This is a genomic window from Asticcacaulis biprosthecium C19, assembly GCF_000204015.1.
GTDB classification, from domain to species: domain Bacteria; phylum Pseudomonadota; class Alphaproteobacteria; order Caulobacterales; family Caulobacteraceae; genus Asticcacaulis; species Asticcacaulis biprosthecius.
Window position 1 is genome coordinate 72,734 of sequence record NZ_GL883080.1, and the last position, 14,207, is coordinate 86,940.

Consider the following 14,207-nt stretch of genomic DNA (forward strand, 5'->3'; position numbering starts at 1 on the left):
ATTCATGCACCGGAAACCGGGCATGCCCCTCACCCTAACCTCTCCCCGTGAAGAACGGGGAGAGGGGTAAAAAACAGGGACGGACATGCTCAACGACGACCAGGTGATGATCCAGGAGGCAGCGCAGCGGTTTGCTTACGACAAGCTGCGCCCCTATGCCGGCCTGTGGGATGAAACCAAGCACTTCCCCGTCGAGGTCATGCGCGAAGCCGCCGGCCTGGGCTTTGCCGCGATTTACACCGGCGAAGAACACGGCGGGTCAGGCCTGTCGCGTCTCGACGGCGTTATCATCTTCGAACAGTTGTCGCGCGGCTGCATCGCCACGGCGGCGTTTCTGTCGATCCACAACATGTGTACCTGGATGATCGACAGCTTCGGTTCCTCAGACCTTCGTGCGCAGTGGGTGCCGAAACTGGCGACGATGGAGACCATTGCCAGCTACTGCCTGACCGAACCGGGCTCCGGTTCCGATGCCGCCTCGATGAAGACCCGCGCCGTGCGTGACGGCGACAGCTTCGTCCTCAACGGCTCGAAACAGTTCATCTCCGGCGCCGGTGTTTCCGATCTTTACGTGGTGATGGCGCGGCTCGACGATGGCATTTCCACGTTTCTCGTAGTAAAGGACACGCCGGGCCTAAGCTTCGGCGCCAATGAAAAGAAGATGGGCTGGAACGCCCAACCAACGCGACAGGTGACCTTCGACAACCTGTGCATTCCGGCGGATAACCTGCTCGGTACGCCGGGCGATGGTTTCAAATATGCCATGAAGGGCCTGGACGGCGGCCGGCTCAACGTTGCCGCCTGCAGTCTCGGTGGCGCCCAGGACGCGCTGGACCGTGCGCTCGCCTATGCCGGCGAACGCTCGCAATTCGGCAAACATCTCAATGCCTTCCAGGCGACGCAGTTCAAACTGGCCGATATGGAAACCGAACTGTCGGCGTCGCGCACACTTCTGTATGAAGCGGCGGCGAAACTCGATGCCAAAACCCCGGACGCCACGCGGTGGTGCGCCATGGCCAAGCGCTTTGTCACCGACACGTGCTCGAAAATCGCCAACGACGCCCTGCAGATCCACGGCGGCTATGGCTATCTCCATGACTATGGCGTCGAACGCATCGTCCGCGATCTACGCGTGCATCAGATCCTGGAAGGCACCAACGAGATCATGCGCGTCATCATTGCCCGGGATATGTTGAAATGAGCGACGTGATTATCCGGGTTGAAAAGGGAGTCGGCCGGATCACTCTGAACCGGCCCCAGGCACTGCATGCCCTGACGACCGAAATGTGCGCAGCCATCGATGCCGCCCTTATTGCCTGGCAAGACGATCCGCAAGTCCGCGCCGTCCTGGTCGACCACGCCGACGGGACGCGCGGCTTCTGCGCCGGCGGCGATATCCGCAAGGTCGCCCAGTCCGGCCGCGGCGACGGTGTCGAGGCGCGCGAGTTCTTCGCCGTCGAATACACCATGAATGTGCGCATCAAACGCTTCCCCAAGCCCTATATCGCCATCATCGACGGCATCACCATGGGCGGCGGCGTTGGGCTGTCGGTCCATGGCTCACACCGCATCGCCACCGAACGCACGGTCTTCGCCATGCCAGAAACCGGCATTGGCCTGTTTCCCGATGTCGGCGGGGGCTGGTTCCTGCCGCGGCTGGAAGGCGAACTGGGCACCTGGCTGGCCCTGACGGGGGCGCAGCTGCGTGGCAGCGATGTCGTGGCCGCCGGGATCGCCACCCATTTCGTTCCGATGGACCGGATCGAGGCGCTCAAAGGCGATATGCTGGCCCATGGCGCGGACGTCGTCACACGTTACGCCGAGACGGTTTCGCCGGCCGCCTATGCCAGGCACGTGGACATGATCAACCGATGCTTCGGCAACGACACCATGACAGCGATTTCGATTGCCCTGAATGGCGGCGACGACTGGGCGCGGGAGCAGGCGAAAATCCTCACCAAACGTTCGCCGCAGTCGCTGGCCGTATCGCTGCGGCAACTGCGCGAGGGCCGCAAGCTGGACAGTTTCGAAGATGTCATGCGCATGGAATACCGCATCGCCAGCCGCATCACCTCGACGCGTGACTTTTCCGAAGGCGTGCGTGCCGTGATAGAAGACAAGGATCAGTCGCCGGACTGGGTTGCCGAACTGACCGAAGGCGCGATCGAGGTATTCTTCCAATCGCTTGGAACTATGGATCTGCAATTTCCGGATATATCGTCATGAAGATCGCCTTTATCGGCCTGGGGCATATGGGCTCGGGCATGGCCGCCAACCTGGTCAAGGCCGGACATGAGGTCCGCGCCTTCGACATCAGCACCGAGGCGGTCGCTCAGGCTGTCGCTGCGGGCGCTGTGGTCGCATCTTCGGTCACCGACGCCTGCCGTGACGCCGAAGCTGTGGTGACCATGCTGCCGGCGGGTCAGCACGTCGTGTCGGTCTATAGCCAGGTGTTCGACGCCGTCCCCCAAACCGCCATCTTGATCGACTGTTCGACCATCGACGTCGCCACGGCACGCGAGGTAGCCACCCAGGCCGATGCAAAAGGCTTTGCCATGGTCGACGCGCCGGTGTCGGGCGGCGTCGCGGGCGCCCAAGCCGGTACCCTGACCTTTATGTGCGGCGGCACGGCAGAGGCCTTTGCGCGCGCCGAAGTGGTGCTCAACCCCATGGGTAAGGCGGTGATCCACGCCGGCGCGGCCGGGGCCGGGCAGGCGGCCAAGATCTGCAACAACATGCTACTGGCCATCACCATGATCGGCACCTGCGAAGCCTTTGCCCTGGCCGAAAAGCTGGGTCTGAACGACCAGGTGTTTTTCGACATCGCCTCAAAGGCCTCGGGCCAGAACTGGTCCATGACCGCCTACTGTCCGGTGCCGGGACCGGTGCCGTCCTCGCCGGCTAATCGCGATTACCAGCCGGGCTTCGCGTCGGCGCTAATGCTGAAGGACCTGACCCTGGCCATGCAGGCAGCGGCGCAGGCCAATGCCGATACGCCGCTGGGCGCGAAGGCCCATGCCCTGTATGACGCCATATGTGCCCAGGGCCACGCTGGCCAGGATTTTTCGTATATGATCGAGCGCATACGGCGGGGGGCTTGATTACCTCATGTCCTGTGCCATGCTCAGGACATGAAGCGTTTCTTGTTCCTGATGGTGATCACGGCAGGCCCGGTGGCTGCGGACCCGCGCGATGACGTCCTCACCTTCATCAATATCGAAAGAGAGATTGCCGGGTGCCCGGCCCTGACCGTCAACCGCACCCTGGAGGCGGTCGCCCTGGCCCATAGCGAAGCCATGGCCGAGGAGGACTTTTTCTCCCACGTCGATCGCGACCGGCGAAGGCCTGCCGACCGGGTTACCGCGGCGGGATATACCTGGTTGATGGCGGGGGAAAATATCAGTGCGGGATATGTCGATCCGGAAGCGACGGTTATTGGGTGGATGAACAGTCCGCGCCATCGCGCCAACATCCTGACCTGCGCCTATACTGAGACGGGCATCGGCCACGCCTATAATCCGGATGACGGCGGTGAGGTGAAGTACGGCCACTACTGGACCCAGGTCTTCGGCCGGCCGATGCCGAAAGATAGGTAGGGCTAAAAATCCGACGCGAAAAAAAACGCCACTAGTCTGGCGCAGTGTGTCGCGCGCCAATGATGCCGAGGCAGGAATCTCTTTATCTTGCCTCGGACAGCAATAAAGGGTTTTGACCACGAACCATACGAACAGACACGAACATTAAAGAACAAATCGTTCTATCTGGGCCTTTGGATGTGTTCCGAAATTTATGAGTAAGCCGAGCCTGAGTTTGGTCGCTTTAAGATAATTCAGTATCTGCGCGCGATGCGCGCTTGAAATTTCCTGACATACCTTCAACTCGAGAATGATCGCCTCGTAGCAAATAAAGTCGGGTTGATAGGTTTGCGTCAGCGCCTGACCTTTGTAGGTGAGGCTGACCGTTTTGTGTTGCGAGAAAGGAATATTTCGAAGTTCGAACTCCTTCGCCAAGCACTCCTGGTAAACCGCCTCAAGGAAGCCCGATCCCATCTCTCGATTGACGTCGAAGATGGCGCCCTGAATGGCAAACACTTCGTCCCTGAAAAGCACATCATCCATGTTCGTGTCTGTTCGTGTGGTTCGTGGTTAAGAAACTTTCTGATCGCCCGGACCGGATTGCAAGAAAGATTTTTGACCACGAACCACACGAACAGACACGAACTTCAGGATCACTGAAACTATTGTGCGAAATCATGAGGTCAGACCACGGCGCGAAGCGCCATTGAGATTATGGGAATGTTGCGCGGCGGGCCGACTTATCCTGAAATCCGTAGTCCCACTTGGCATAAGACGTGCCGCAATATGGTCAGCAGTTAGGTCCTGAAGTTCGTGCTGTTCGTGTGGTTCGTGGTCAGAAGTTCTTTTTTTATGATCCGAGCAAAACAAACCCATGCTGTCACTGCCCAGGATCTCACCCCATCCGCGACGAATCATCAAATTTGTAGCGGCTGTTCCGCGTGAGACTCTGAATCGAAAAGCCGTTGGTATCAGACGAGGTCCACAGGAACCCGCACCCAGCCTTCCATCAGCACGCGGGCGCTGCGGCTCATCAGAGCTTTTTTGACCTGCCACTGGCCGTCCACCTGAACAGCCTCCGCGCCAACGCGCAAAGTGCCCGAGGGATGGCCGAAGCGCACGGACGTGCGTTCGCCGCCGCCCGCAGCCAGGTTGACCAGGGTGCCCGGAACCGCCGCCGCCGTGCCGATCGCCACCGCCGCCGTGCCCATTATGGCGTGGTGCAACTTGCCCATCGACAATGCCCGCACACAAAGGTCGATATCGCCCGCTGCCACCGCCTTGCCGCTGGAGGCGACATAGTCCGCCGGTGGCGCCACAAAGGCCACCTTGGGCGTGTGCTGGCGCTTGGCGGCTTCGGACAGGTCGGCAATCAAGCCCATGCGCAGGGCGCCATAGGCCCGGATGGCCTCGAACCGCGCCAAGGCTTCGGCATCGCTATTGATGGCGTCCTGAAGCTCGGTGCCGGCATAGCCGATATCCGCCGAATTGACGAAGATGGTCGGGATACCGGCATTGATCATCGTAGCCTTCAAGGTGCCAACGCCCGGCACCTCCAGGTCGTCGACCAGGTTGCCGGTCGGGAACATGGAACCCCCATCGCCGTCTTCGGCCGGGTCGAGGAATTCCAACTGGATCTCAGCCGCCGGGAAGGTCACGCCGTCCAGCTCGAAATCGCCGGTTTCCTGCACCTCGCCGGCGGTCATCGGGACATGGGCGATGATGGTCTTGGCGATATTGGCTTGCCAGATGCGCACCGTGCACAGGCCGTCCGCGGGTACATCTCCGACCAGGCCGTTCGAAATGGCGAACGGCCCGACCGCTGCCGACAGGTTGCCGCAATTGCCGCTCCAGTCAATGAAGGCGCTGTCGATCGACACCTGTCCGAACAGGTAGTCGACATCGTGGGCTGAGCGCGTGCTCTTCGCCAGGATGACCACTTTCGACGTCGAGGAGGTCGCCCCGCCCATTCCATCGGTCTGCTTGCCGTAGGGGTCGGGGCTGCCGATCACCCGCAGCAGCAACCGGTCGCGCGCTTCGACGTCGTCCGGCAAATCCTCGCGCCGGAAGAAGACGCCCTTGCTGGTGCCGCCGCGCATATAGGTCGCCGGAATACGAATCTGTCCCGTCATGCCACCTTCGCCTGTTCCAGGAAATCGCGGGCAAAGCGTTGCAACACGCCGCCGGCCTCGTAGATCGATACCTCTTCGGCCGTGTCCAGCCGACAGGTGACCGGCACGTCGACGGTCTCGCCCGAGCGACGATGGATGACCAGCGTGACTGTACCGCGGGGTGTCAGGTCGCCACGAACATCATAGGTCTCGGTGCCGTCGATGCCCAGCGACTGTCGCGTCGTGCCGGCCAAAAACTCCAGCGGCAGGACCCCCATGCCGATCAGATTGGTGCGGTGAATGCGCTCGAAACCCTCAGCCGCGATGGCCTCGACCCCGGCCAGGCGCACGCCCTTGGCGGCCCAGTCACGGCTTGAGCCCTGGCCGTAGTCAGCGCCGGCGATGATGATCAAAGGCTGCTTGCGCTCCATATAGGTTTCGATCGCTTCCCACATCCGCATGACCTGGCCGTCGGGCTCCAATCGCGTCAGCGAACCCTTTTGGATCGCGCCATCGACCACAGCCATCTCGTTCATCAGGGTCGGGTTGGCGAAGGTGGCGCGTTGGGCGGTCAAGTGGTCGCCGCGGTGGGTGGCGTAGGAGTTGAAGTCTTCTTCGGGCACCTGCATGCGCAGCAGATATTCGCCGGCGGCGCTGTCGGCCAAAATCGCGTTGGACGGCGACAAATGGTCGGTGGTGATGTTGTCAGGCAGCACCGCCAAGGGCCGCATGCCGGTCAGGCTGCGTTCACCGGCCAGGGCGCCCTCCCAATACGGCGGGCGCCGGATATAGGTGCTTTGCGGCCGCCAGTCATACAGCGGATCGACGGGCTTGCCGCGGGCAGCGAAGTTGAACATCGGATCGTAGACGCTGCGGAACTGCTCCGGCTTGACGCTTTGGGCGACGATGGCGTCGATCTCGGCATCGTCCGGCCAGATATCGATCAGCCGGACTTCGGCGCCATCGGGCCCATAGCCCAGCACATCCTTTTCGATGTCGAAGCGGATGGTACCGGCGATGGCATAGGCGATCACCAGGGGCGGTGAGGCCAGAAACGCCTGTTTGGCATAGGGGTGGATGCGGCCGTCGAAATTGCGGTTCCCCGACAAAACGGCGGTGGCATAGAGATCGCGGTCGATGATCTCCTGCTGGATGGCGGGATCCAGCGCGCCGCTCATGCCGTTGCAGGTGGTACAGGCAAAGGCGACGATGCCAAAGCCCAGCTTTTCCAGCTCCGGCAATAAGCCGGCGTCTTCGAGATAGAGCTGCACCGCCTTGGAACCCGGCGCCAGGGACGACTTGACCCACGGCTTGCGCATCAGCCCCTTGGCATTGGCATTGCGCGCCAGAAGTCCGGCGGCGATAACATTGCGCGGGTTGGAGGTGTTGGTGCAGCTGGTGATCGCCGCGATGATGACGGCGCCGTCAGGCATATGGCCCGGGGTATCGACCCAGGCGCCGGCAATGCCGCGCGCCGCCAGGTCCGAGGTCGGCAGGCGTTTATGCGGATTGGACGGCCCGGCCATGGTGCGGACCACGCTCGACAGGTCAAACGTCAGAACGCGCGGATATACCGCCGTCTTCAAGGCGTCCGCCCACAGGCCGGCGGCCCTGGCATAGATTTCGACCAGCCGCACCTGTTCGGCGGCGCGACCGGTTAGGGTCAGGTAGTCGAGGGTCTGCTGGTCGATGGCGAACATGGCCGCCGTGGCGCCGAATTCCGGCGTCATGTTGGAGATGGTGGCGCGGTCGCCCAGGGTCAGGGCCGCGGCCCCTTCGCCGAAGAATTCGAGATAGGCGCCGACGACCTTTTCCTTGCGCAGGAATTCGGTCAGGGCCAGCACCACGTCGGTGGCGGTGATGCCGGGGCCGGGGCGGCCGGTCAGTTCGACACCGATAATGTCCGGCAACCGCATCCACGACGCCCGGCCCAGCATGACGTTTTCGGCCTCCAGCCCGCCGACTCCGATGGCGATGACGCCCAAAGCATCGACATGCGGGGTATGGCTGTCGGTACCCACCAAAGTATCGGGAAAGGCGATGCCGTCGATGGCGTGTATCACCGGCGACATGCGTTCCAGGTTGATCTGGTGCATGATGCCGTTGCCGGGCGGGATGACCTCGACATTGCGAAAGGCCTTGCGCGTCCAGTCGATGAAGTGGAAGCGGTCCTCGTTGCGGCGGTCTTCGATGGCGCGGTTGCGGGCGAAGGCGTCCTTGACGTCGCCGCCGTATTCCACGGCCAGCGAATGGTCGACGATGAGCTGCGTCGGCACGACCGGATTGACCTGGGCCGGATCTCCGCCCTGGGCCGCGATGGCGTCGCGCAACCCGGCCAGGTCGACCAGGGCGGTTTGCCCCAGGATGTCGTGGCAGACGACCCGCGCCGGGAACCACGGAAAGTCATGGTCCTGACGCCGTTCGATCAATTGCCGCAGGCTGCGTTCCAGGATGGCGGGATCGCAGCGCCGGACCAGGTTTTCGGCATGAACGCGCGACGTATAGGGCAGGGTGGCGTACGCGCCCGGCGTGATGGCGTCGACGGCTTCGCGGGCGTCGAACCAGTCGAGATCGGTGCCGGGGAGGGGCTTGCGATAGGTCATTACGGGCGGTCGTTGAGCGGCACGAAGGGGCGATCTTCCGGGCCGGTATAATTGGCATTGGGCCGGATGATCTTGCCGTCCTGGCGTTGTTCGATAACGTGCGCCGACCAACCCGAGGTGCGGGAGATAACAAACAGAGGCGTGAACATGGCGGTCGGCACGCCCATCATATGGTAGCTGACGGCGCTGAACCAATCGAGATTGGGGAACATCTTCTTGATCTCCCACATCACGCTTTCCAACCGCTCGGCGATGTTGAACATCTTCATATTGTGCTGTTCGGCCGACAACGCCTTGGCGACGGCCTTGATGGCTTCGTTGCGCGGATCGCCGACCGTATAGACGGGGTGACCGAAGCCGATAACGACCTCCTTGGCGGCGACTCTTTGGCGGATATCGGCCTCGGCTTCGTCGGGCGTGTCGTAGCGCTTCTGGATGTCGAAGGCGAATTCGTTGGCGCCGCCGTGTTTCGGGCCGCGCAGCGCGCCGATGGCACCGGCAATGGCGCTGTAAAAATCAGAGCCGGTGCCGGCAACGACCCGCGCGGCGAAGGTCGAGGCGTTGAACTCATGTTCGGCATAGAGGATCAGCGAGGTGTGCATGGCGCGCACCCAGGACTCGCTGGGCTTTTTGCCGTGCAGCAGGTGCAGGAAGTGGCCGCCGATGCTGTCGTCGTCGGTTTCGACCTCGATGCGGCGGCCGTTATGGCTGAAGTGGTACCAATAGAGCAGCATCGAGCCGAAGCTGGCCATCAGCTTGTCGGCGATATCGCGCGCGCCGGGGTGGTTGTGGTCGTCGCGCTCCGGCGTCAGGCAGCCCAGGGTCGAAACGCCGGTACGCATGACATCCATGGGGTGGGCCGACGGCGGCAGGCTTTCGAGGACGGTTTTGAGGTTGGCGGGAAGTCCGCGCAGGCTTTTCAGCTTGGTCTTGTAGGCGTCCAGTTCGGTGCGGTTGGGGAGCTTGCCGTGGACCAGGAGGAAGGCGATTTCCTCGAACTCGGACGTAGCGGCCAGGTCGAGGATATCGTAGCCGCGATAGGCCAGGTCATTGCCGGTGCGCCCGACGGTGCAGAGCGCGGTATTGCCGGCGACCGTGCCGGAAAGCGCGACGGATTTCTTGGGCTTGAATGCGGTGGGGGTTTCGGCGGCAGTGTCCATGGTGTGGCTCCCTGTTTTATTTTTTGACCACGAACCACACGAACAGCACGAACTTCAGGGTTTGATTGCACCCGCCGCGTAGCAGCATCATCTTTTAAGAGGTCCACAGATTTCACAGATTTCACAGATTAAGCGCCGAACCTAATCTGTGTAATCTGTGAAATCTGTGGATCACCTTTACTTGAGTTGCCGCTGCGCGGCGGGTTCAGAACAATCCTGAAGTTCGTGCCGTTCGTGTGGTTCGTGGTTGAATCCTCTTATTTCTGTCCGCTAAATAGCGTGTCTAACTTGTCCTCGAAATCCGACGAGCAACGCAATCTTCAAGGTTTGCCGGCACCCGCCGCGCAGCGGCAACATCTTTTAGTGGATCCACAGATTACACAGATTTCACAGATTAAGCGCCGAACCTTATCTGTGTAATCTGTGAAATCTGTGGATCACCTTTACTTTAATTGCCGCTGCGCGGCGGGTTCAGAATGATCCTGAAGTTCGTGCTGTTCGTGTGGTTCGTGGTTGAATCCTTTTACTTCTGTCCGCTGAACAGCGTGTCCAGCTTGTGCTCGAAATCCCAATACCCAATCCGATCATACAGTTCTTCGCGCGTCTGCATGGTCTCGAGCACGTTCTTCTGATGGCCGTCGCGGCGCACAGCCTCATAGACCGCTTCCGCCGCCTTGTTCATCGCCCGGAAGGCCGACAGCGGATACAGCTGGATCGCCACGCCCGCGGAGGCCAGTTCCTCACGCGTGAACAAAGGCGTCTTGCCGAATTCGGTGATGTTGGCCAAAACCGGCACACCCACCGCATCGACAAACCGGCGATAGGTGTCCAGATCATAGGCGGCCTCGGCGAAGATCCCGTCCGCCCCAGCCTCAACGCATTTGACCGCGCGTTCGATGGCGGCGTCGACGCCGTCAACCGCGATGGCGTCCGTCCGGGCGATCAGAAAGAAATCCGGATCGGTCTTGGCGTCGGCCGCAGCCTTGACCCGGTCGACCATCTCGTCGGTCGAGACGATCTCCTTGCCGGGACGGTGACCGCAGCGTTTCGCCCCGACCTGGTCTTCGATATGGCAGGCGGCAGCGCCGAATTTGATCAGCGACTTGACGGTGCGTTCGATATTGAAGGCCGACGGACCGAAGCCGGTGTCGATATCGACCATCAACGGCAGGTCGCAGACATCGGTGATGCGGCGGACATCGATCAGCACGTCATCGAGGTTATTGATCCCCAGATCCGGCATGCCCAAAGATCCGGCAGCGACCCCGCCACCGGACAGATAGATGGCGCGATACCCAGCGCGTTTGGCCAGAAGGGCATGATTGGCATTGATGGTGCCGATGACCTGCAACGGGGATTCCGCCGCCAGGGCGTCACGGAATTTGCGGCCGGCGGAAACGAGAGCCATCTTTGGGTTCCTCTTATGCTTTTTGCTCAGGTCGTATCGATTGATACGATCCAAGTCAATTCCACATATAGGCCTACACCATAGCTGCGGTCAATTCAACGTTCGTTGAAAATTTACACGTGCCCATCATGGCTCTATGACGTCGAATGGCCCACCGGCGGCAGCCTTGATGAATTTACGGTCGAACGTCACCATCGCATCGCAGTGGGCCGCCGCTCCAAGATGCAGGGCGTCGGCGAAATCCATGCCGGCTTCGGCTCGATCCAGGGCCTGAGCCAATAGGGTCGGATTTTCGACGGTGACCTGGGCAAGACCGGCGAATCCTCGAAAAGCTTTGCAGATCGACGTCGTGGAAAAGTCGTAGACGCTGCGCAGAACCCATTCGCTTTCGAGAAAGACCGTTGTGGCGACAAAAACGTCATGGCCACCGACAAAAGCGCGCGCCTTTTGAGATTGTTCCGGATGATCGCCCGTCAGGAAGCGAACCAGGACATTGGTGTCAATCGCCTGCATGCCGCCGCTTCGCTTCTGCCAGAACGCCCTGATCCATATCTTCCAAGGACTTGGGTGCCCCGTTCCAGGCCAGGCAGGCATAGACGTCGTCTATCTGCGTCGTGGGAAATAGCGGCGCCTGTCTCAGCAGCACCCCGTCCTGCGTTTCTTCGACCGTCAGCCGCGTCCCGGCCTTCCATTGACGAAGATCGCGAATGGCTTTGGGGAGAATGACCTGACCCTTGGTGGAGACGGTCGTCGTGACGGATGTGGGCAAATGCGGCAAGGCGGACATGGACGTCTCCATAGGTAAGACGAAAGTAAGATAGCCGCTTTTGTCGATGCTTGCAAGAAGCCGAGGTCATTGAGGCAGGCCCTGTCCTATGACTTGGTTTAGCTCGCCCGGTAGCGAAGCCGGCTGCGTAGCGCTCTGCAAGAGAGCTGGCGCAGCAGCCGGCTAAGCGTGTGATCTTCGAGCACTAATCGCGTGTCTTACCCGAAGGCGGTAATTGTGACTGACCCCATTTCGGTTGCTGTGGCAACCGAGGTACCCGGTAAAAGGTGGGCGATATCGGCGGATCATAGCCGATGGACGGGGCGTGCCCGGCGCGACTTCTGGGCCTTTCGGAATTAAGGCTTCTGTATGCCGTCACTAAATTACCACGCGCCGAATTTCGAGAAAAGCTCCGTCTGGCCATCTGAAAATCACACTTTTTTGATGCGTGAATCCCTGCAAAATGGTATGTTTTGCATTTCGAATGGAGCAAGTTTTTATGTCAGTTTCTGTTGATATAGCAGACCGTCTGTATGACTACACGGACGAAGAAAAAGCAGCCAACGCTGTAGCTGAATTTCAGGGACTTAATGGGCTTGACGACCAAGCTGTGGTGGCCCTTTGGAAGAGCCAATCCGATCCACGCCGCGCGGATCTAGAAAAACGAATTTTCGAGGCCGTAGATGCGAATGGCAGCACGAAAAGGGCCCGTGAACATGTGGTGGCTGGAGTCTGCCTACTCGTCGAGTAGGTGATCCGTTCGCGAATAGCTAACTCGATCGCGTTTCGTCGCGGGAGAACGTGGCTTTGCGGAATCTTGCGACACGATTTGTAGTTCCGGCTCGTGAGGTCGAGAAGGACGCATTTTGGACTTGGCGATTATTGACTAACCCGCTATCGAAAGCGCAATGAATGACACGGCCAAGTTGAACATACCTTTTATTGATATTTTTGCTGGACCTGGCGGTTTAAGCGAAGGGTTTTCGCGTTTTGCCGAATTTCAGCAAAGTAATGTGAGTTTTGAAAGTCGCCTGGCGATCGAAAAAGATCCAATTGCGGTCCAGACCCTCAGGCTTAGATCTTTTTTTCGCCAGTTTGCGCCTGGTGACGTGCCGGACGAGTACTACGAGGTCCTTCGCCGTAAAAGCTCCATTCAGACCCTTTCGGAACACGCGAAATGGCAATCAGCCGATGATCACGTCTGGCAGGCGGAACTCGGAATCGTAGAAGAGACTGAACTTCATCAAAAACTGTCGGAACGTCTAGGCGGCGCCTCGGATTGGGTTCTGTTGGGCGGACCACCGTGCCAAGCCTACTCCCTGATGGGCCGCGCACGGATGACCGGAATTGGGAACGCTGGGCGAAGTTCGGAATCGGAAGCCGAACTCGAGGCCATAAAGGAAAAGAAGGCCACCGATTTCGGAGCCGATAAGCGGCACGTACTGTATCGTGAATATCTCCGAATAGTCGCCGTTCATCAGCCTGCCGTTTTCGTTATGGAAAATGTCAAGGGTATCCTGTCTGCCAAGCTTCCGGAGCAGCACAATTTGAAGCACAAGCGCGTCTTTGATCAGATAAAGGAAGACTTGTCTGATCCTTGGGCGGCTCTGAGCGATGACCCGAAGCTGGAGCTCTTAAAATCCTGTGGCAGACCGGGTGCGCGGAAATACCGTTTGTATTCTTTCATTCAGCCCCCTTCTGACCTCTTCTCTCCAGCCGACAATGACTACCTCATCCACTCCGAAAATTATGGCATCCCGCAAAAGCGGCATCGCGTTATCATTTTAGGCGTGAGAGACGACTTTAAGTGCCAGCCAAAAACACTTGTAGCACGCGATGAGGCCACCTTGTCAGACGCGATAAGTGACTTGCCGCAACTGCGAAGTGGGCTTTCCAAAGATGACACGACCTTCGACCACTGGCGCAACACCATAAGCGAGACTCACAAGCTGATCTTTGGCAGCAAGACCTCGCTTTGCTCCAAGGCTGTTACGCAATTGGCATACTGGCACCTGGACCTCGAACGCGGCTCAGAATTCTTCGTGCCGTCAGAGTCGCGAAGGCCTGGCCAAAGCGACCTTTCCCGCTGGCTGACGGACGATCGCATCGGCGGCGTCGTGCAACACGAAGCGCGAAGTCATATGCCATCCGATCTGGTAAGGTATATATTTGTGGCTTGGTGGGCGAAACAAAACCGCATCAGTCCAAAGCTGAGCGACTGGCCGGCAGAACTACTGCCCGATCACCGCAACGTAAGGTTCGATCCCACAACCGGCAAAACTGTAACCGCGGGCTTCGACGACCGATTTAAGGTCCAGATGTGGGACGCTCCGTCGTCGACAGTCACCTCCCATATCGCAAAGGACGGACATTTTTTTATCCATCCCGATCCCATGCAATGTCGGAGCCTGACTGTAAGGGAGGCTGCAAGGTTGCAGACCTTCCCAGATAATTACTTTTTTTGTGGTAACCGGACGCAGCAATACCACCAGATCGGCAACGCCGTGCCGCCTTTTCTCGCCATCCAGCTAGCAGGCGTTGTCGCAGACCTTATATCCAGAGAGGTGGCGCTGAAGGATTAAGG

The 14,207-nt window shown here is 59.8% G+C and carries 13 protein-coding genes; 6 read left to right on the plus strand and 7 right to left on the minus strand.

Annotated elements, in window-relative coordinates:
• The first annotated feature begins 85 nt into the window (after nucleotides 1-85).
• Genes ABI_RS18880 through ABI_RS18895 form a run of 4 tightly spaced genes read left to right on the plus strand, consistent with a single transcriptional unit; the run spans nucleotide 86 to nucleotide 3,596 of the window.
• Complete coding sequence (locus tag ABI_RS18880; RefSeq protein WP_006274658.1) at nucleotides 86-1,201, plus strand: acyl-CoA dehydrogenase family protein; 1,116 nt, start codon at nucleotides 86-88, stop codon at nucleotides 1,199-1,201.
• A complete protein-coding gene (locus ABI_RS18885) occupies nucleotides 1,198-2,226 on the plus strand; it encodes an enoyl-CoA hydratase/isomerase family protein (protein ID WP_006274659.1) in 1,029 nt (342 codons plus the stop codon). Before ABI_RS18880 ends, ABI_RS18885 begins: the two co-directional genes overlap by 4 nt.
• Nucleotides 2,223-3,101 carry a 3-hydroxyisobutyrate dehydrogenase gene (gene mmsB, locus ABI_RS18890; protein WP_006274660.1) on the plus strand — a complete coding sequence of 293 codons (879 nt, stop codon included), beginning with the start codon at nucleotides 2,223-2,225 and terminating at the stop codon, nucleotides 3,099-3,101. The genes ABI_RS18885 and mmsB overlap by 4 nt, the downstream gene beginning before the upstream one ends.
• Nucleotides 3,102-3,131: 30 nt before the next feature.
• Nucleotides 3,132-3,596, plus strand: a complete 465-nt coding sequence (locus ABI_RS18895; RefSeq protein WP_006274661.1) for a CAP domain-containing protein — start codon at nucleotides 3,132-3,134, stop codon at nucleotides 3,594-3,596.
• Nucleotides 3,597-3,740: 144 nt separating this feature from the next.
• Here the strand turns inward: ABI_RS18895 and ABI_RS18900 are convergent, their stop codons facing one another.
• The 7 genes from ABI_RS18900 to ABI_RS18930 all read right to left on the minus strand — a co-directional run bounded on the left by ABI_RS18900 (nucleotide 3,741) and on the right by ABI_RS18930 (nucleotide 11,644).
• Complete coding sequence (locus ABI_RS18900; protein ID WP_006274662.1) at nucleotides 3,741-4,118, minus strand: GxxExxY protein; 378 nt, start codon at nucleotides 4,116-4,118, stop codon at nucleotides 3,741-3,743.
• Nucleotides 4,119-4,546: 428 nt separating this feature from the next.
• On the minus strand, nucleotides 4,547-5,707 hold the full coding sequence (gene prpF / locus ABI_RS18905; RefSeq protein WP_006274663.1) for a 2-methylaconitate cis-trans isomerase PrpF: 1,161 nt from the start codon (nucleotides 5,705-5,707) through the stop codon (nucleotides 4,547-4,549).
• On the minus strand, nucleotides 5,704-8,289 hold the full coding sequence (acnD, locus tag ABI_RS18910) for a Fe/S-dependent 2-methylisocitrate dehydratase AcnD (protein WP_006274664.1): 2,586 nt from the start codon (nucleotides 8,287-8,289) through the stop codon (nucleotides 5,704-5,706). The genes prpF and acnD overlap by 4 nt, the downstream gene beginning before the upstream one ends.
• Complete coding sequence (prpC, locus tag ABI_RS18915; RefSeq protein WP_006274665.1) at nucleotides 8,289-9,449, minus strand: bifunctional 2-methylcitrate synthase/citrate synthase; 1,161 nt, start codon at nucleotides 9,447-9,449, stop codon at nucleotides 8,289-8,291. The genes acnD and prpC overlap by 1 nt, the downstream gene beginning before the upstream one ends.
• A 523-nt stretch (nucleotides 9,450-9,972) precedes the next feature.
• The gene (gene prpB / locus ABI_RS18920) at nucleotides 9,973-10,857 is read right to left on the minus strand and encodes a methylisocitrate lyase (protein WP_006274667.1); all 885 of its coding nucleotides are present in this window, start codon (nucleotides 10,855-10,857) and stop codon (nucleotides 9,973-9,975) included.
• Nucleotides 10,858-10,983: 126 nt separating this feature from the next.
• Complete coding sequence (locus ABI_RS18925; RefSeq protein WP_006274668.1) at nucleotides 10,984-11,370, minus strand: type II toxin-antitoxin system VapC family toxin; 387 nt, start codon at nucleotides 11,368-11,370, stop codon at nucleotides 10,984-10,986.
• A complete protein-coding gene (locus ABI_RS18930) occupies nucleotides 11,357-11,644 on the minus strand; it encodes an AbrB/MazE/SpoVT family DNA-binding domain-containing protein (protein ID WP_006274669.1) in 288 nt (95 codons plus the stop codon). The genes ABI_RS18925 and ABI_RS18930 overlap by 14 nt, the downstream gene beginning before the upstream one ends.
• A gap of 478 nt (nucleotides 11,645-12,122) precedes the next feature.
• Between ABI_RS18930 and ABI_RS18935 the strand changes: the two genes are divergently transcribed.
• Entirely contained in the window at nucleotides 12,123-12,374 is a 252-nt protein-coding gene (locus ABI_RS18935) for a hypothetical protein (RefSeq protein ID WP_157139013.1), read from the plus strand.
• A gap of 157 nt (nucleotides 12,375-12,531) precedes the next feature.
• The gene (locus ABI_RS18940) at nucleotides 12,532-14,205 is read left to right on the plus strand and encodes a DNA cytosine methyltransferase (RefSeq protein WP_006274671.1); all 1,674 of its coding nucleotides are present in this window, start codon (nucleotides 12,532-12,534) and stop codon (nucleotides 14,203-14,205) included.
• The last annotated feature ends 2 nt before the right edge of the window (nucleotides 14,206-14,207 follow it).